The sequence below is a fragment of the Halorubrum sp. Ib24 genome, from assembly GCF_002252745.1.
In the GTDB taxonomy this organism is placed as follows: Archaea; Halobacteriota; Halobacteria; order Halobacteriales; family Haloferacaceae; genus Halorubrum.
In genome coordinates this window covers 1-17,835 of record NZ_NHOX01000023.1, presented here as the reverse complement: position 1 = coordinate 17,835, position 17,835 = coordinate 1, and the positions used below count along the sequence as shown (strand labels likewise).

Sequence of the window (17,835 nt, the reverse complement as noted above, 5' to 3'; positions counted from 1 at the left end):
TCAGAACGCCTCGGCCACGGCGGCGACGACGGCATCTTCGACCGCGTCGCGCTCGCCCGAGAGGAACTCGATCTTGCCCTCGCGGAGCCCAGCGGTGGTGACGTCGGCGGCGGGCGCGAGCTCGGCCGCGCGCTCGGCCACGTCGCGGACGGAGACGCCCTCGCTCGTTCGGATGTACAGCTCGTCGGTGCCGATGCCGACGGTCGCGTGCGCCTCGCCGTTCGCGCGCCGGCGGTGGAGGTCGTCGAGGAGGAGCGGCGTCGGCGGGAAGTCGTACCGGTGGGTGTAGCCGTCGGTGTCGAGCACGTCGAACTCGACGCCGTCGACCGCCTCGGTGACGACGTTGGCGGTCGCGGTCTCGACCTCCGTCTCCAGCTTCTCGCGGAACTGCTCGGAGACGTGCGCCGCGAGGTTGCCGCCGTCCTCGAAGAGGAGGTCGGCGACGAGCTCGCGCTTGTCCTGGTACGACTGGTAGTACGCCTCAAGGGCGACCGCCTCGCGGAGCTCCGCGACGCGCTCGACGTCGTAGCCCGCGTCGCGGGCGAGGTCGACGTAGCGGTCGGGCGTCTCGGCCCAGTAGCTCACGGCCGGGAGGTGCCGCAGGTCCGCGCGGATCTCGTCGTTGATCGCGGACGCCAGCGAGGCGACCAGCGCGCCCGTCGAGAGGTCGCCCTCGACCGACTCGATCTCCGGCGAGACGAGCGTGTCGACGGCCTCGCGGGTCTCGGGGTCGGCGACCTCCGCGTCGACGACGACCGCGTCGACGCCGTAGACGGAGAGCAGGTCGATGCCGTCGGCGGACTCGACCGTCGAACCGGTGCCGACGAGGAGGAACAGCGGGAGCTTCTCGTCGTGGCGGTCGCGGTCCTGCAGCATGCGGGTCGCGTCGTTCGTCGCCGCGTCCATCCCGTACACCGGGTCGTCGAGCGGGCGGCGCGTGAAGTAGTGGTACTCGGCGTCGCTCTTGGCGTGCTCGTCGCGGATCAGCGGGAGCACGGCGCGCTCGATAGCCGCGCCGGCGACGTAGCCGTCGGCGGTGGCGGGGTGGCGCACGACGATCGGGCGCGATTCGAGGACCGCGCGGCGGACCGCCTCCGCGGCGTCGAGCAGTCCGTCGGCGAGTTGGGCGACCGTCTCGTCGCCCGCGAGCGGCTGGAGCCCCTCGGGACGCGCCTCGTCGGTCAGCGCCTCCGCGAGCCGGCGGCGGACGGACTCCGCGTCTTCGCCCTCGAGGAGGACGAGCGCCTCGGACTCGACCTGCACGTCGCCCCGGTGGCTCTCGACCTCGCCGTCGATCCGCACCGCGTCGCCGACCTCGACGTCCGGGTACGCCCGGACGCCCGGCTCGACGAACGCCGCCACGTCGACGACGCCGGTCTCGTCGCGCACCTCGAAGACGGTGGGGCCGCCGGTCTGTCGGACGCCGACGACCTCGCCGTCGATCCGCACCGCGTCGCCGACGGCCTCGGAGAGAGTCCCGATCTCGACGCGTTCGCGGTCGCCGTCGAGCTCGTCGGGCTCGTCGTCGTCCGTCGCGTCGGGTGACTCGGATTCGCTCGACGCTGACTCCTCGGCGTCGGTCGCGTCCTCGACCGGCTCGGCGTCGACGCTCTCGCCCTCGTCAGCGTCGCCCGTCTCGTCAGGCCCGGTCGCGTCGTCGGCCGCGTCTCCCTCCGTCTCGTCGGCGGCATCTTCGGTCGTCTCGTCGACGGCGCCTTCGTTTTCGGTCGTCTCGTCAGCGACGTCTTCGGTCGTTTCGTCGACGGCGCCTTCGTTTTCGGTCGTCTCGTCGACGACATCTTCGGTCGTTTCGTCGGTGGCGCGGTCGTCCTCGGTCGCCTCCTCGCCCGCGTCGTCGCCGTCCTCCTCGGGGAGGAACTCCGTGTCGCCGTCCTGAACGAGCACGCCGCGGAACTCGCGGTCGGCCTGTCGGATCGACCACGCGAGGTCGATGTTCCCGTTGTCGCGGACGCCCTTCACCTGGACGAACACCTCGTCACCGGGCTCCCAGTCGAGGCTGTCGAGCCGTCGGTCCAGCTCGGACCGGTGGAGCAGGCCGGTCACGCCCGGGGCGAGGTCGACGAACACGCCGAACTCGGCGTAGCCGTCGACGACGCCGCGGTAGAATCGGTCGGACACGAGCTGGTCGGGGGAGTTTCCGCGGTAGTCGAACACGACGTCTTCCTGGTGCGGGTCGCAGATACGCCCGCCGCCGTCGACGTCGACGCCACAGATGATGCAAGATCCCATTTGAGTACACCGAGAGCCTCGGGCCTAAAACGGTTGTCGAAAGCCTCGCGGGAGCCTCTCGGCGGAAACGGTCGCCGCGGCGACTCTCGGCCCGGCCCTGCCGCGACCGGTTCGGCCGCCTCGGCGACCGCCGGGCGGCTCACGCGAAGAGGGTTCGAGCCGACGCGATCACGCGGTAGCCGACGCCGTAGCCGAGCAGCGCCGGCGGAATCCCGGCGACGAGCGTGCGCGGCCACGAGGTCCCGTGAACGACGCGGAACCCGATCAGCAGGAGAGCGGCCGCGTACGCGCCGCAGGCGATCCGCAGCGCCGGGACCGGCGGCCCGGCGAGCGCCATCGGCGAGCTGGCGTACGCGACGACCTGTACGGTCTCGCTGACCCCGCCGCGGTCGCGGAGCGAGAGCCCGTCGCGCACCTCGACGTTGGCGAGGATCACGCTCACCGTCGCGACCGCCGCGGTCAGGTGAAGCCCGACCGGGGCCGCGAGCGCGACCACGACGAGGAAGGCGACGAGCGCGGAGACGGGCACCGAGACGACGATTCCGGGGACTGCGGTGGGGTCAGCGACGACCCACCCGAGCGTGAACGCGCCGGCGACGGCGACCGCGAACGTCAGCGCTGGCGCCTGATCGCCGGGCGACACGCCGTTGGCGAAGAGGCGGCGCGGCCGGCCGAGCGCCTCGACCCAAGCGCGAGCGAGCCCGGCCCGGTCCCCGCGCCCGCCCCCGGCCGGATCGTCGATCCACGAAGTCACGTGCGCCTTTCGGCCGGGTGGAATAACGGGGTTCCGGTTCGGGAGCGACGCCCGCCCGGACCGACGACGGGAGAGTCGGCCTCGCCGGGTCGGCGTCGGCGTCAGCTCGTTCTCCTGTCTGATAAGCGGCGGGTAAACACTTATACCGGGCCGGGCGGAGCGGTAGTCGAATGCGCGCCTTTCGGAACGACGAGCGGGGGTTCACCCCGATAGCCGGCACGGGGCTGCTCGTCGGCGTCGTCGTCCTGCTGCTGGCGATCGTCGGGGCCGCGATGTTCGGCCTGATCGACGGGGTCGCGCCGCCGGACGCGGAGTTCCAGGTCGAACGCGAGGGCGGCGACATCGTCGTCGTCGCCGCCGGGCCAGACCCCGTCGCCGCCGAGGAGCTGTACGTGCGCGGCGAGGACCCCGACGGCGAGGTCGAGTTCGGGGCCTGGCCCGGCGACGGCGTCGTCGAGCCCGGCGATCGCGTGGTCGTGTCGAACGCGACCGGGAACGAGCAGTTCGACGTGGTCTGGGAGCCGGTCGCGTTCGACACCCGCGAGACCCTCGGCACCTACGACGGCGAGGACTCGGCGATAAGCGAGTGGGCCGAGGAGGAGCCGGGAGCGGACCCGCTCGGCGGCGGCGGTGGGTTCTGACGAGCGCGAGGACGAATCGAACCGAGCCGCGACCTACTCCACCGACACCCACTCGCCGCGCTCGTCGGAGCGCTCGATCGCGTCGAGCGTCTTCTGAACCTCGTACCCCTCCGCGAACGACGGCGAGAACTCGCCGCCCTCGGCGACCACCGAGAGGAACTTATGGTTCATACGTATATGGTCTTGGATAAATTACAAGATGTTCGCATGAGACGGTGGAGTATGGGACGAGCAACGGATCCGCGACACCGATACGAATCCGAAAAAGAGCGCGTGTCCAAACTTCCGGACGGCGACGCCGACGCGCTCACCGAGTTCCTCCGCGCGCTTGATCCGGAGGATTTGGGGTATCAACACACCAAGAACGGGAAGATCGACACGAAAGCGGCGTCGACGCTTGTGTCCTACGGGCGCGCGCTGCGGTTGCTCACGGACGAACTCGACGACGATCTACTCGACGTGTCGACCGGCACGTTCAACGAACAGTTCGCGACGTGGAAGGACGACGGGTTCGCGGACAAGACGATCAAACAGCGACAGTCGGCGCTCATCAAATTCCTTCGCTACCACGGCGACGCCGCCCGCGCGGACCCGGACGGGATCGTGTTCGTCAAAGTCGAGAACCCGAACGGGACGATCGAGCCGGAGGACGTGCTCACTGGCGACGACGTGGAGGCGATGCGAAGCGCGTGTTCCAACTGGCGCGACCAGTGCCTCATCGATATGCTGGCGTACACGGGCCAACGTGTCCGAGCGATCCAAACCCTTCGGCTGAAAGACGTGGATCCCAAAGAGGGGGAAAGCGGCCGGTACCGGCTGAACACCGATGATTTAGGACTCAAGGGAGCCGACAAGATCGGCGAGAAACGACCGCTACTAGGCGCACAGAAAGCCGTCTGTGAATGGACACGCTCACACCCGACCGGTGATCCCGACGACTACCTCATCACCGGGCTGCCGGGATCGAACCGGCCGAATGGTGTGTCTGCGGGCGACTATCTCGGTCGCACATCACTCATGACCCGGCTGAAAGTACTCGCCGATCGAGCGGACGTTGAGAAGGACGTGAACCCTCACGCGTTCCGGCACTTCTTCGTGACGACATGTAAACGCGACTACGATATGGACGACTCGAAGGTGAAGTTCCTCATCGGTCACAATCAGGATTCGCGAGTGATGGAAACGACCTACCAACACCTGTCGGACCAAGAGTTCAATCTCGCTGTGGAGGAATCGCACGGGTACGAAGTGGAGAAAGACGACTCGGCGCTGACCCCAGCGACGTGTATCACCTGTGACGAACCACTGCCGGGGTCGGCGAAGGCGTGCCCGGGCTGTGGGACGGTATACACACCGGACGCACAAGACGCGAAGTCGCAAATCACGGAAGGGATCGAAGAGTCGTACAAGCAGGCCGACCCACAAGGCGGCGAAACGATGGAAGAGATCGAGGTGGTCGAGTCGGCGCTTGATGAGAATATGGACGCGATTATGGAAAGCGACGAATTGATGGACAAGATCGCGGACCGGGTCGCCGAGCGAATCAACGAGAATAGTTAGATATCAGCGTTTGTTGACGCAACACACACCGCGGTGTGCCTTCGGAACGCCGCAGCGTCTCGCGGCTACAGATTCACCCATTCCCCACGTTTGTCGGCCTCTGTGATCGCCTCAAGAATTTGCTGGACCTCATACCCATCCTCGAAAGTGGGGAACGTGTCCGGTATATTTCCTGTGGACACAGAGCGTAAGAACTCGTAGTTCTCGTGGACGAAGGTGTGCTCCCACCCGATGACGTGACCGGGGGGCCACCACCGGTCGACGTACGGGTCCGTCTCGTCGGTGACGAGCACCGTCTGGTAGCCGCGGTCGCCCTCGCGGAGCACCTCCAGCTCGTTGAGCCGCTCTAAGGAGAATTTCAGGCTCCCCTTCGAGCCGTGGACCTCGATCGCGTGGTCGTTCTTGTGACCGGTCGCGAACCGGGTCGCCTCGAACGTCCCGATCGCCCCCGACTCGTAGGCGACCTGCGCGGAGTAGGCGTCGTCGACGGTCACGTCGCGGTACTCCGCGACTGCGGCGTCGCCGCCATCGCCGCCCTCGCTGCCCTCGTCGACGTCGCCGCCGTCCTCGTAGACGGGCCGTTCGTCGACGAACGTCTGCAGGTGGCCGGAGAGGCGGTCTATCCCGCCGACCTCGTCGCCGACGAGGAAGCTCGCGAGGTCGATCGTGTGCGCGCCCAGGTCGCCGAGCGCGCCCGAGCCCGCCATGTCGGCGTCCATGCGCCACGCCCACGGCGCCTCGGGGTCCGCGAGCCAGTCCTGGAGGTACCGCCCGCGGACCTGCCGGATCTCGCCGAGCTCGCCGTCCTCGATCAGCCCCTTCGCGTAGCGGAGCGCCGGGACGAACCGGTAGTTGAACGCGGTGCCGGCCGGGACGTCGGCGTCCGCCGCGGCGTCGCGCATCGCCGCCGCCTCGTCCAGGGTCGGCGCGAGCGGCTTCTCGCAGAGGACCGGAACGCCGGCCTCCAAGGCCGCGATCGACGGCTCCGCGTGGACGTGGTTCGGCCCGAGGTTGTAGAACACGTCCACCTCGTCGAGGGCGTCTTCCCAGTCCGTCGCGGTGTGCGCGAAGCCGAAGCGGTCCGCGGCGTCGGCGAGCGCCCCCTCGTCGCGCCCGACGAGCGTGTGACGTTCGACGTCGGGCGCGTCCGGGAAGAACATCGGAAGCCGCGCCAGCGCGTTCGCGTGCGCCTTGCCCATGAAGCGATACCCCAGCACGCCGATCTTGAGTGGTTCCCGTGTCATGATTGCGTCCTCCGTCTTACTCCGCCCAGTACGCGTCGCCCGGCTGCGTCTCGAAGACGGCCCGATCGAGCACGTCGACCGCCTTCTCTAACCCCTCGCGAGAGGAGGTGAGCGAGTCCTCGTGTTCGATCGAGAGCGCGCCCTCGTAGCCGACAATCCGGAGCGTCGAGACGACGTCCTTCCAGTGGGCCTCGTCGTGGCCGTAGCCGATCGAGCGGAACAGCCACGAGCGGTCGGCCTCCGCGGTGTAGTCCGCCGTGTCGAGCACGCCCTTCACGCGGGCGTTCGCGTCGTACACCTTCGTGTCCTTGGCGTGGAAATGGTGGATCGCGTCGCGTTCGCCCAAGAACCGGATCGCCTCGGTGACGTCGATCCCCTGCCAGTAGAGGTGCGAGGGGTCGAAGTTGGCGCCGATCCGCTCGTTCGTGGCCTCCCGCAGCGCGAGCATCCCGGTCGGCTCGTACACGAGCATGTTCGGGTGCATCTCGATGGCGACGTCGACGCCGTGGTGGTCGGCGTGTTTCGCCAGGTCGTTCCAGTACGGGATCGCGACCTCGTCCCACTGGTACTCGTGGGCGTCGGCGTGCTCGCTCGGCCACGGCGCCGTGACCCAGTTCGGCGTCGAGTCGCCGGGCGCGCCCGCGGGGAGCCCGGAGAAGCAGGTCACCGTGCCGACGCCGAGCAGGTCGGCCAGCTCGATCGCCTCCCGGAGTTCGCGGTCCGCCGCCGCGGCGCGCTCCTCGTCCGGGTGGAGGGGGTTGTTGTGGGTCGCCAGCGCCGAGATCCGGAGGTCGTGCTCGTCGAGCAGGCCGAGCAGGTCCTCGCGCGCGGCCTCGTCGGCGAGGTGCGACTCGCGGTCGACGTGGTCCTCGCCGGGCCACCCCCCGACGCCGAGTTCGACCGCGTCGACCCCGATGGAGTCGAGGTACGCGGCCGCGTCTTCGGTCGATTCTCCGCCCAATGGAACGGTCAGTACGCCGATATCCATGCGCGAAATAGTACAACACCCCGAATAAATCTTCAGGTGCTGGCGACCGACGGGTGCCGACGGCCGGATCTCGCCCCCGTTCCGGGCGTTTTCGGCCTCAATTCGGTCTCCTTTCGGTCCGACGCGGGGCCGCGAACCACATGAGGTTTTAACGGGTGGAACGCGTATGACGGACTATGGGAATCCTCTCGCGCGCCTCCTACGTCATCCGCTCGAAGGTGAACGCCCTCCTGAACCGGGCGGAGGATCCGACGGAGTCGCTCGACTACTCGTACGAACAGATGCGCGACGAGCTCCAAGACGTCAAGCAGGGGATCGCCGACCTGACGACCCAGAAGAAGCGCCTGGAGATCCAGAAGCGCAAGCTCGAGGAGAACGTCGAGAAGCACAACCGACAGGCCCGCGAGGCGGTCCAGCAGGACCGCGACGACCTCGCGCGGAAGGCCCTCGAGAAGAAGAAGTCGAAGATGGCCCAGATCGAGGAGCTGGAAGGGCAGATAGCGGAGCTGAACGACACCCAGGATCAGCTCGTCGAGAAGAAGAACAAGCTGCAGAACCGCATCGAGGAGTTCCGCACGAAGAAGGAGACGATGAAGGCCCGCTATGAGGCCGCGGAGGCGTCCTCGCGCGTCTCGGAGGCGATGACCGGCGTCGGCGACGAGATGGAGGACGTGAGCCGGTCGATCGAGCGCGCCGAGGAGCGGACCGAGGAGATGGAGGCGCGCGCGGAGGCGATGGACGAGCTGGAGGAGTCCGGCGCGTTCGAGGACGCGCTCTCCGACAAGGACAGCATCGACCGCGAGCTGGAGAGCCTCTCGACGAACAGCGAGGTCGACGCCGAACTGGAGACGCTCAAGGGCGAGCTCGGGAAGGGCGAGCCGAAGAGCACAGCGGGGCCCGCGACGAACGGGAAGTCGAGTGACCGAACTGGGCGGACAGTCGAATCGGAGATCGACGGACGACCTCGAGCGACATCCGACGGGACGCGGTGCCGACGAGGAGGTCGACGTCGAAACTCGAGGAGTCGGAGGTCCGACCGCCGACGAGCCGCGGAACTACGAAGCCGGGCGCCGGTCGCCGCAGCCGTCTCACTTCCGCCTCACTCCGAGCGCGCCCGGTCCCCGCCCCGCTCACTGTCCATTCGAGGCGGAAATCTCACCGTTCCCATCCACGATCCCGTCCAATACGGGTCCTCAGGCGAGCAGCAGGCGAGCCGTCGAGGTCGGCGTAGTCGAGAAGCGGCGCGAGCTGGGCGGCCGCCGCGATTAGACAGCGTTCGAAACCTCGATCAATGCACCGCCACATCCACCTCCAGCCGTGGGCGCAGCGCCGGCGCGATCATCCGTCATCAGCCTCCGGCAGGCCGCCGTCTTCATCAGCTTCAAGGTTCCGCGATGTCGCAGCGGTCGGCGAATCGCGGGAACGTCGTATCAGCGTACACGCACGACTCGTCGGCGGCGATCGGGAGAGCGGACCAGCTCCGTAACGAACCGGAGCCCCTCCGGGTCCGCGGCGGGCACCAGGCTCTCCGACGAACCCCAACGTCCCGCTCCGCGAGCCACTTCCGCTCATTTTTCGAATAAGCTCGCGGGGCGTCCACGCCTCCGTTGGCCTCGACGCGAGTCGAGCGTCGGCGCGGCTCGCGGACGGCGTCCGATACAGCAAATCGCGGATCCCGGTCGGTGCCGAGATCTGATCTTGAGAGATCGAGGTAGCCGGCCTCAGACCAGCGGCCGCAGGCTTTCTCTCCGGACGCGCTCCAGTCTCGTCGACCCCGACGGTGTACGAGGTCGCCGGCGCGGGCCGAGCGTCGAGCACCCCAGAGCTGTGGAGCGGGACGCCGAGCCGCTTTCCGCGGCGAGGTCGTGACGGCGATCGAGAACGGCGCCCGGGCGGCGGGTGCCGCCGATCGCCGCCGCCATCCGCGACTCGATCTCGCGGATCGCGTGCGGGTCTCCGACGGACTCGACGACCGCGAGGAGGTCCGGAAGCACCGCCTCGACGGTGTCGGCCGTCTCGCCGTAGTGGGCCGAGGGGGCGGCCCCGCCGACGCCGGTCATCCCGCCCTCGTCCGCGATCCGGACGATCACGTTCTCGGCCTCCGTCTGGGTGCCCCGAGAGATCGTGAACGGGTCCTCGAGGGGAAGCGAGACCCGCTCGAACGCGGTGTCGAGGCTCATTTGTCGACGGTCTCCCCGCCGAGCCCGGCCTCGACGATCCCGTCGACGATCCCGTCGGCGCCGTCTCTGACGGGGTCGGCGGCGGGAGCGCCGACCGCGTCGCCGAAGGCGTCGACCGCGTCGGCGGCCACCTCGTCGTCGTCGACGTCCTTCGTGTTGAGCGCGCCGGCGACGACGCTCGCTTCGCGGACGGGCGCCGCGAGCCCCTCGTAGAGGTCGACGTACTCCGGAAGCGAGGGGAGCGCGAACGACTCGTACCCGTGGATCGCCTCCCGCCCCGCGGCGTGACAGAGGACCAGCCCGTCCGCCATCGAGCCGTGGAGGATGCCACAGGTGACCGCCGAGTAGGCGGGGTGAACGATGCTTCCCTGCCCCTCGACGACGAGGAGGTCGTAGTCGTCGCCGACCTCGACGAGCATGTCCTCGACGGCGCCGGCGGTGAAGTCGGAGACGACGCGGTCGATCGGGTTCCCCCAGCCGGCGATCATGATCCCGGTCTGGCCGGTCGGGACGAACGCCGCGTCGATCCCGCGCTCGCGGGCGGCGGCGACGATCTCCAGCGAGGCGGTCATCTTCCCGACCGAGCAGTCGGTGCCGACCGTACACACCACGTCGGCGTCGACGTCGCCGGAGGCGCCCGTCGCCACCGTCAGGTCGTCGTCCGGCTCGCGAACGTCGACGAGGTCGACGCCGTGTTCGGCGGCCAGCGCGGCGAGCTCCTCGTCCTCGTTGAGGAAGTAGTGGAGCCCGCTCACCACGTCGCAGCCGGCCTCGATCGCGGCCTCGACGTCCGACCGCCAGGACTCGTCGAAGCCGCCGCCGATCGGCGCGATCCCGATATATAAGGCGTCGACGTCGCCGTCGGCGGCCGCGTGCGCCTCGCCGAACCGACCCCGACGATCGGCGCGTCGAGACGTCCGGGACGTGGTCGCGCAAATACGCGCTCCGCCGGCGCGGCGCGGTCAGGACGGCGCGCACGTCCTGGTCGCCGTAGCGCAATCACGCACGAGCGCGGTCTTCGCGCGCCGGGGAACTTCTCCGTGGGCGAGGATGACATCCGTTCGCGCTCATGTCCGGCCGGCGCCCCGGTCGGGCTTAAAAGAGTCGGGGTCGGTCCGCGAGTCCGATCGCCGGCCTTCGCGTCGTCCGAAGAACTGCGGACAGCGTCGAGAATAATTATATAAAACAACTGCGGTGGCGCGCCCCGGTGAGCGGCCGACAAGGCCGCGAACCGACGGTGCGAGGGACGCGGAGCGCTCGAAGAGCGCGAACCGCGCGGCTGGGAGCGTGGAGGTGCGGTCGCGGGACGGTTTGGGGGGGACCTTCAAAGGGGCAGCCGCGAGGAGTGCGGACGCTCGCTGCGCCTCCATCAGTCCGCTCGTCCATCCGCTCCTGCGTGCTTGCGTCGCCTCCGCACTCCTCGCGGCTGGGGCTTTGGAGTGGTTCACAAGTCGAAGCAGTTATTTTAAAAGAGAACGACTGATGCGTCCGAGACGTTTATCCCCGATTCGTATTCAGGCGCTGCCGTCGACGAACTGGTCGGCACCCTCGTAGAACCAGTAGCCGTTCTCGCGCATCACGCGGCCGAGCTCCTGGTGGAACTCGACGAAGTCCGCGAACTCCTCCTTCTCGACGCCCTCGAAGATCTCCTCGACGGAGACGACCGTCTCGTAGTCGATCCGGATCGGGTGGTCCCCGTACTGCTCGACGTACTCCGCGGTCGACAGCGGGAAGTCCTCCTCCTCGTCGATCTTCTTCGCGAGCACGGCGTGGCCGTACTGCCGCCTGCCCTCTCTGCCCTGCTCGCCGTCGGGGTCGTGTGGCCAGTCCATACCCTCCGTTTACCGTGCCGCAGGAAAGTCGTTGCGCTCCGCCGGACTCCCCGTCGACGCGCCGCTGCGTCCCCTCGGCACACCGGCAGCCGACCGCGACGTACATGACGATTAATTGAATTGTACCATAATTTATTAACTATCTATGTAACGGAAAAACATTTAGAATACTCGAAGCTTTCCGTTAGGTTGGATCACATCATGAAAGCTGTTGTTTATCAAGGCCCGTACGACGTGGCCGTAGAAGAGGTAGATGACCCGGAGATCGAACACCCGAACGACGTCGTCGTCGACATCACGACGTCGTGTATCTGCGGCTCCGACCTGCACATGTACGAGGGTCGGACCGCGGCCGAGGAGGGGATCGTGTTCGGCCACGAGAACATGGGGATCGTCTCCGAAGTCGGTGAGGCCGTCTCGACACTGGAGGAGGGAGACCGCGTGGTGATGCCGTTTAACGTCTCCTGCGGGTTCTGCCAGAACTGCGAGGAGGGGTACACCGGCTTCTGTACCAACGTCAACCCCGGCTTCGCCGGCGGGGCCGATGGCTACGTCGCCATGGGGCCGTATCCGGGCGGACAGGCCGAGAAACTCCGCGTCCCGTACGCGGACCACAACGCGCTGAAACTGCCCGAGGGGCGCGAACACGAGGACGCGTTCTCGCTGCTCGCGGACATCTTCCCGACCGGCTGGCACGGCACCGAACTGGCGAACCTCCAGCCCGGGGAGTCGGTAGCGGTCTTCGGCGCCGGGCCGGTCGGGCTGATGGCCGCGTACAGCGCGAAGATCAAGGGCGCGGCCGAAATCTACGTCGTCGACCAGGTCCCGAGCCGACTGGAGCTGGCGGAGGACCACTGCGACGCGACCGCCATCGACTTCTCCGAAGGCGACCCGGTCGACCAGATCATCGAGGAACACGGCGGGATGGTCGACAAGGGCGTCGACGCGGTCGGGTATCAGGCGACCGACCCCGACAACGTCGACACCGAGACGGAGGACTACTCCTACCAGCCGGCCAAGGAGAACCCGGCGGTCGTGATCAACAACCTCATCCGCGTGGTCCGGCCGACGGGCGAGCTCGGCATCCCCGGCCTCTACGTCCCTGAGGACCCGGGCGCGCCCGACGACATGGCCGCGCAGGGGCGGCTCGGTATCGACTTCGGGAAGTTCTTCGAGAAGGGCCTCAAATGCGGCACGGGCCAGTGTAACGTCAAGTCGTACAACCGGTACCTCCGCGACATGATCATCGAGGGACGTGCCGACCCGAGCTGGGTGGTCTCGCACCGCGTCGACCTCGAGGAGGCCCCGGAGATGTACGAGGCGTTCGACGCCCGCGAGGAGGGCGTCACGAAGGTCCTCCTCGAACCCTGAGTCGCCGAGGCGCCGCCTCGCATCCGCTGTTCCGATTTTTCCGCCACCGATATCAGGTCCGGAGCCACGCCTTCGGGTGCTCCGCCCGGAGATGCGACTGGTACCGCGAGACGAGCTCCGGATACCCGTCCGCGACGCAGTGCCAGCCGCAGTGCTCGCAGCGCCGCTCGACCGCCTCGTCGTCGCTCTGAACGTGTCCGCCCCGCCTGTATGTGACCATAGTGGAGTGTCGCCGCGGCCGAGCCACGTCGATAGCTACCGTACGTCACGGACGGGGTTCACTCTGTCGGCGGACCCGAAATGCGCGACCGCCGGCGCTTCTCGGACGCGCAACCGCCCGAGCCCCTGAGACGCGCGACCGCCCGCGCTCCCGACAGTCGCTCTCACCACGGTCGGCGAAACCGGTATGTCGCTCCCTCGCGTTGTCACCCGTATGTGTAAGTACTGTAACTGGGCGTTCCACGACGGGTGGGGCGAGCTGCTGAAGTACGACGACGTCTACCAGTCGGCGGTCGGCACCGAGACCGAGTCCACCCACGGGTTCCACGAGGAGTGGGACGACTTACAGGCCGAACTGGGAATCTGAGCCCGACCGACTCTCGGGACCGATTCAGATCGGGAACGCGCTCGCTCCCTCGACCGCCTCGGGGTCCGACGCCGCCAAGTCGTCGAGTTCTCGCCGGATCCGCGACTCCTCCATCTCGCTGCCGATGAACACGAGCCGCGTGCGGCGGTCGTCGTCCGGTCCCCACTCGCCGATCGGCCCCGCCTGCACCGAGGGGCCGGCCTGACTCACGCCGATGACCTCGTCGGTGCCCGCGACGTTCGCGACGCCGTTCGCCCGCACGATGGCGCCGTCCCAGTCGTCGAGCCAGTCGGCGAACGGCTCCGGGGCGAGGGCGTTCGCGGAGCGGTAGACGAACGAGTCGACCCCGTGGGCCGCGGCGGCGCCCTCGGCGTGGTCGTGATCGTGGCCGTGAGCCTCCTCCTCCCCGCCGTGCCCGTCCGCCTCGCTTTCCGCGAGCGCGCGTTTCCACCCGGGCGACCGCTTGGCCGTCTCGAAGTCGAACCGTCCCGTGCCGAGCACCGCTCCGGGGTCGACCTCGGAGTAGCTCGTCCGGATCCGTTTCGCCCGCGGGCCGATCCGGTCGGCGACCGACTCGATCTCGTCGAGGACCTCGTCCGGGACCATGTCCGTCTTGTTCAACACGAGGACGTCGCAGAACTCGATCCCCTCGACGAGCACGTCCGCGAGGGGTCGGTCCGCGGCCGGCTCCCCGTCGCCCGGCAGGCTCTCGCCGGCGTCGAACTCCTTCCAGAACCCGTAGGTGTCGAGGACGGTGACCATCGTGTCGAGCCGGAAGCCTTCGGTGGGGTCGATCTCGGAGGCATCGGTCCCCTCCGTGAACGCCCGCGCCACCGGGATCGGTTCGGAGATGCCCGACGACTCCACGAGGAGGTAGTCGAACTCCCGCGACTCCGCGAGCGTCGCGGCCTCGCTCAGCAGGTCGTCCTGGAGTCGACAGCAGATACAGCCGTTCGAGAGGTCGACGATCCCCTCCTCGTCGTTCTCGCGGGCGACCAGCTCCGCGTCGACGTTCACCTCGCCCATGTCGTTTAAGATGACGGCGATCCGCCTGTCGCCGGGGTTCGCGAGCAGGTGGTTCACCATCGTCGTCTTCCCGGCGCCGAGGTACCCGCTGAGGACGGTCACGGGGATCCGGTCGTCGTCGCTCATACGTATTATCGTGAGACGTGCTATCAGTATGAAACGATCGATCGGTGGGATCGTCCCGTCACAAAGCTTACCTCGCCCGCCCGGCCGTTCCCCGCCATGCGCCGCAGAGCCCTCCTCGCGACTGCGACGGCCGTCTCGACCGCCCCCCTCGCGGGCTGTCCCGTGCCGCCGTGGGGAGAAGTCCCCGACACCGTCGACGGCGCCGAACTTACGCTGCGCCGCGAACACACCGGGGAGTTCGAATCCGACGAACCGAATCCACACGACGCCGCCGTCCTGATCCGCGCGGTCGACGCCGACCCGCCGCGGCTCACCGTCAGGGGACGGCTGCTCGACGGCTCGCGAGAGTGTTATCGGATCGAGCTGATCGAAGCGACGCTCGACGCCGACCGCCTGCTGGTCCGGTTGACCGCCGAAGACGACCCGGACTGGGACGAGGAAGCGTGTCCGGACGTCGCCGTAGCCCACCCCTACGAGGTCATAATCGAGTTCGCGGAGGCGCCGGTCCCGGAGCGCGTCGAAGTCCGCCACAGCGACGAGACGATACTCGACGAACGGGTGTGATCGACAGAGAAACGCCGGATCGAGCTCACGCTTTTATACATATCCGCGCGGCGCGTGCCCTGCGAGGCCCGCCGCCCGCGCGGCGAGCCCGCGAGGACCTTCGGTCCCTCCTGGAAGCCGGCGCTCGCGCCGCGACAGCACGTGCGAGGGAGGCCGGCGGGCAAAGGCGCGGGCCGATCCGCGCCGGCCGCCCGCCGAGGCTGGGGAGGCGTGAGGTGCGTTGGCGGTGCGGGCCGGGCCCGGGACCTCAAAGGGGCAGGCCGGGAAGGCGGGCGGCCAGGCGTTCACGAGAGCAAAGCTCTCGTGAGCCAATCAGAACGCCGAAGCGTTCTGATGACTGACGGTAAGCACTGGAGGGGAGTGAGCGAAGCGAACGACCGAAGTGCGTGGTTCGAGACCCTCCGGCGTCTCGTCCATCGCCGGAAATCAGAGATTTCCGGCTAGCAGTCAGAACGCTCTGCCGTTCTGACGAACCCAATCACGAAGGCGCTCCGCCGCCGTTCGAAACGACAGAGCGTGCGCCGTCCTCCGCGGCTGGGGCTTTGGAGGTGTCAGCCGTTGATCCAGTATCAACCGTGTAACCGCCCGAGTGCTGAGGATTTCGAGTCTCACCACGGCAACCCGTAGCTTCCATTTATAAGCGATCGATAAAACCTCTCAGTCGTACGCTCCACTGTCAACATACCTCCTAATCGCTCTGATTCCGCCCTGCTCTTTTGAATCGCATGATTGCCGGACGTTCCAGGTAGATCATTCCTCCCGGGGAAGTCGCTCTTCCCGAATCGTACAGGTCCGACACGCCGGTAAGGATCGCCGAGAGCTGCTTGCTCAAAAAATCTGAGCTGTCGCCGTCCGTACGTCGGCCGCGACCTCCGCGGAGGAACGCGCGGACCCTCGTCGTCGTCGGGAACGCCTCGTCCGCCGCGTCGGCGACGATTCCGGGACGACCTGGGTCGACGCCGGCGCGTCGAGGGGTCGGCGGGGTCGCCGCCCGTCGCCGTCCCGTTCCCCGTCGCCGTCCGCACTCGCTCCGTTCCCGCTCATCGCCTTCGCTCACAACCCCGCGTTCGGCGCACGACGCCGGCGTTGTTCGCGACGTTCTCCCACGATCACGCGGAACGCGTCGGCGGTCTCGCCCTCCGCCGAGACCACCGGCTCGCCCTCGTCGCCCCCCGGTCCGGACCGCGGGGTCCGAGCGGGACGGCCGCCTAGGAAGGGGAGCTCGTGCTCCTGCGCCAGCCTTCCCGCCCGCCGGAGCCGAAGACTCGTGGAAGCACCCGCAGTCGGACAGCGGAACCCGGCCATGTTCTCGGCGATTCCGAGCACGTTCGTGTCGTTGTTTGCGAAACATCCGGAGGCCTTTCCACCGCGTCGTCGAGCGCGACCTGCGGCGTCGGACGATCACGGCGCCCGTCAGCGGAGCGTCTGGAGGATCGTGAGCTGGTGTCCCGGTGCCCGGCGGCAGGTCCAACCGACGTAGTCCAAAGATCGCCCACTTCCACGTCTCTGACGAGCTGGGTGAATGATCTTGTGGACCATCGGCCCGCGCCAGATGACGGGGTGTCCCTCGCCGGTGAGGAAGTCCATGCTCATCAGCTTCACGCGAAGCGCTCGGGCGGAACGATCGTCTCCCCGTCGGTCTGCGGGCGCTCCTCGGCCGACACCATCCGCGGGACGTTCGGCCGTACACGTCGGCGTAAAGAGCCCGACGCGGCGCCGAGCTCGAGAGCCGCGGCGCGTTCACGGCCATTCGTCCGACTGCCGACGCCGCCCTTCCCGAGGCGACCGCGATAAAACCGTTCTTCACGCCGGAAGAACTGCTCGTCCGCGTCCAGTTCGTCCCGGGTCGACGCCCTGAGAGATGCCACCTCGAACCCAGTGTCCGGCGAGCGCGTCCCGGACGTCCTCCGGCGATCGCGAATCCATGCGGCGAGAAGGGAGCCCGCCGAGCGCCAGCCGACACGTGGACCGTGCCGCCCGGTCCCCGTCCCGCTCCCCGGTCTCGACGGCCACCCGTCGTTCACCGGAGACCGAGCCGAGAGCCGATGTCGTCCCGAGGCGGGGTCCTCGCACGCCCGCGAGCCGCTCCCCGCACCGTCCGCTTCGTTCATGCCCGGAGGGGGAGGGGCCGGGGGGGCGAATAAGGGTTAATGGTCACACCGGATCCAGTGCAGCGTGCCGGCGTCCCTCGCGCGCAGAAACGGCGACAGCCCGTCGGCGCCGAACACGTAGCGCCGGCGCGTCGAGCGCCAAGAGCCTCCCGCACCTTCCGCCGCATACCTCCCGGAGACGATCGGTCGCGTCGCTCCGCCCCCAGAGCGCCGTCGGCCGACGCGCCTCGAAGGAGTCCGACTCGCGGGATCACGTCGCCGTCGTCGTCGAGGACGCCCCGGAACGGTCTAGCCAACGCCGACCCGTCGCCGCCCGAAGCCCCGAAGGAAGTGCCACCAGCTCGTCGCCGGAGAACGACGGTGACCCCTCACCGCGGTCCGCGAACGCCGTCGCGTGAAGCACGGACGAACCCCCCTCGCCGAGCAGCGTCGCGTCCGAGCGAGCCCGCAGGTCGAGTCAAGCCCCTCGACGGCCCTCCCCTGGGCCGGGCCGAGAGCGAGCAGCGGTGGACCGGCACGCGGGCACGTCGCGGTCGCGGAGCCGGTTCCGAGGACGCCCCCCCGTTTAGCGTCTTCATCGCGCCCGTGATCGCCAAACCGCC

The 17,835-nt window shown here is 68.4% G+C and carries 14 protein-coding genes and 3 pseudogenes; 6 read left to right on the top strand and 11 right to left on the bottom strand.

Going from position 1 to position 17,835, the window contains the following annotated elements; genetic code table 11:
- Positions 1-2,250, bottom strand: coding sequence for an OB-fold nucleic acid binding domain-containing protein (locus DJ82_RS05370; RefSeq protein ID WP_094581243.1), 2,250 nt, complete (start codon positions 2,248-2,250; stop codon positions 1-3).
- A 139-nt stretch (positions 2,251-2,389) separates the two neighbouring features.
- Entirely contained in the window at positions 2,390-3,004 is a 615-nt protein-coding gene (locus DJ82_RS05365) for a YIP1 family protein (protein ID WP_094581242.1), read from the bottom strand.
- 170 nt (positions 3,005-3,174) lie between these two features.
- On the opposite strand from DJ82_RS05365, the gene DJ82_RS05360 reads away from it, so the two are divergent.
- On the top strand, positions 3,175-3,645 hold the full coding sequence (locus tag DJ82_RS05360; protein WP_094581241.1) for a type IV pilin: 471 nt from the start codon (positions 3,175-3,177) through the stop codon (positions 3,643-3,645).
- Positions 3,646-3,678: 33 nt separating this feature from the next.
- Here the strand turns inward: DJ82_RS05360 and DJ82_RS05355 are convergent.
- Positions 3,679-3,813 (bottom strand): annotated as a pseudogene (locus tag DJ82_RS05355) (gfo/Idh/MocA family oxidoreductase); the annotation flags it as partial.
- 9 nt (positions 3,814-3,822) lie between these two features.
- On the opposite strand from DJ82_RS05355, the gene DJ82_RS05350 reads away from it, so the two are divergent.
- Positions 3,823-5,205, top strand: coding sequence for a tyrosine-type recombinase/integrase (locus tag DJ82_RS05350; protein ID WP_158217280.1), 1,383 nt, complete (start codon positions 3,823-3,825; stop codon positions 5,203-5,205).
- Between the two features lie 65 nt (positions 5,206-5,270).
- Here the strand turns inward: DJ82_RS05350 and DJ82_RS05345 are convergent, their stop codons facing one another.
- Both DJ82_RS05345 and DJ82_RS05340 read right to left on the bottom strand, forming a co-directional pair.
- Positions 5,271-6,449 (bottom strand): Gfo/Idh/MocA family protein, encoded by a 1,179-nt coding sequence (locus DJ82_RS05345; protein WP_094524891.1) that lies wholly within the window; start codon positions 6,447-6,449, stop codon positions 5,271-5,273.
- 16 nt (positions 6,450-6,465) lie between these two features.
- A complete protein-coding gene (locus tag DJ82_RS05340; protein WP_094524890.1) occupies positions 6,466-7,437 on the bottom strand; it encodes a sugar phosphate isomerase/epimerase in 972 nt (323 codons plus the stop codon).
- A gap of 176 nt (positions 7,438-7,613) precedes the next feature.
- Here DJ82_RS05340 and DJ82_RS05335 point away from each other — a divergent pair.
- Positions 7,614-8,493, top strand: a pseudogene (locus DJ82_RS05335) (PspA/IM30 family protein); the annotation flags it as partial.
- Between the two features lie 665 nt (positions 8,494-9,158).
- On the opposite strand, the gene DJ82_RS15215 reads toward DJ82_RS05335, so the two are convergent.
- From DJ82_RS15215 to DJ82_RS05320, 3 genes and pseudogenes are all read right to left on the bottom strand, one after another.
- A complete protein-coding gene (locus tag DJ82_RS15215) occupies positions 9,159-9,617 on the bottom strand; it encodes a hypothetical protein (protein ID WP_241881431.1) in 459 nt (152 codons plus the stop codon).
- Positions 9,614-10,669 (bottom strand): annotated as a pseudogene (locus DJ82_RS05325) (DUF1611 domain-containing protein). Before DJ82_RS05325 ends, DJ82_RS15215 begins: the two are co-directional and overlap by 4 nt.
- 462 nt (positions 10,670-11,131) lie before the next feature.
- Positions 11,132-11,449 (bottom strand): DUF5785 family protein, encoded by a 318-nt coding sequence (locus DJ82_RS05320; protein WP_094581239.1) that lies wholly within the window; start codon positions 11,447-11,449, stop codon positions 11,132-11,134.
- A gap of 201 nt (positions 11,450-11,650) precedes the next feature.
- On the opposite strand from DJ82_RS05320, the gene DJ82_RS05315 reads away from it, so the two are divergent.
- On the top strand, positions 11,651-12,820 hold the full coding sequence (locus DJ82_RS05315) for a glutathione-independent formaldehyde dehydrogenase (protein ID WP_094581238.1): 1,170 nt from the start codon (positions 11,651-11,653) through the stop codon (positions 12,818-12,820).
- 52 nt (positions 12,821-12,872) lie between these two features.
- On the opposite strand, the gene DJ82_RS14935 is transcribed toward DJ82_RS05315, so the two are convergent.
- Positions 12,873-13,040 carry a hypothetical protein gene (locus tag DJ82_RS14935; protein WP_170938321.1) on the bottom strand — a complete coding sequence of 56 codons (168 nt, stop codon included), beginning with the start codon at positions 13,038-13,040 and terminating at the stop codon, positions 12,873-12,875.
- A gap of 213 nt (positions 13,041-13,253) precedes the next feature.
- Between DJ82_RS14935 and DJ82_RS14930 the strand changes: the two genes are divergently transcribed.
- Complete coding sequence (locus DJ82_RS14930; RefSeq protein ID WP_170938320.1) at positions 13,254-13,406, top strand: hypothetical protein; 153 nt, start codon at positions 13,254-13,256, stop codon at positions 13,404-13,406.
- Between the two features lie 24 nt (positions 13,407-13,430).
- Here DJ82_RS14930 and DJ82_RS05310 read toward each other — a convergent pair whose 3' ends face one another.
- The gene (locus DJ82_RS05310) at positions 13,431-14,558 is read right to left on the bottom strand and encodes a GTP-binding protein (protein WP_094581237.1); all 1,128 of its coding nucleotides are present in this window, start codon (positions 14,556-14,558) and stop codon (positions 13,431-13,433) included.
- A 96-nt stretch (positions 14,559-14,654) separates the two neighbouring features.
- Between DJ82_RS05310 and DJ82_RS05305 the strand changes: the two genes are divergently transcribed.
- Positions 14,655-15,122, top strand: coding sequence for a hypothetical protein (locus DJ82_RS05305; protein WP_094524744.1), 468 nt, complete (start codon positions 14,655-14,657; stop codon positions 15,120-15,122).
- A gap of 1,053 nt (positions 15,123-16,175) precedes the next feature.
- On the opposite strand, the gene DJ82_RS15210 is transcribed toward DJ82_RS05305, so the two are convergent.
- Positions 16,176-16,427, bottom strand: coding sequence for an Mrp/NBP35 family ATP-binding protein (locus DJ82_RS15210; protein WP_241881433.1), 252 nt, complete (start codon positions 16,425-16,427; stop codon positions 16,176-16,178).
- Positions 16,428-17,835: the final 1,408 nt, after the last annotated feature.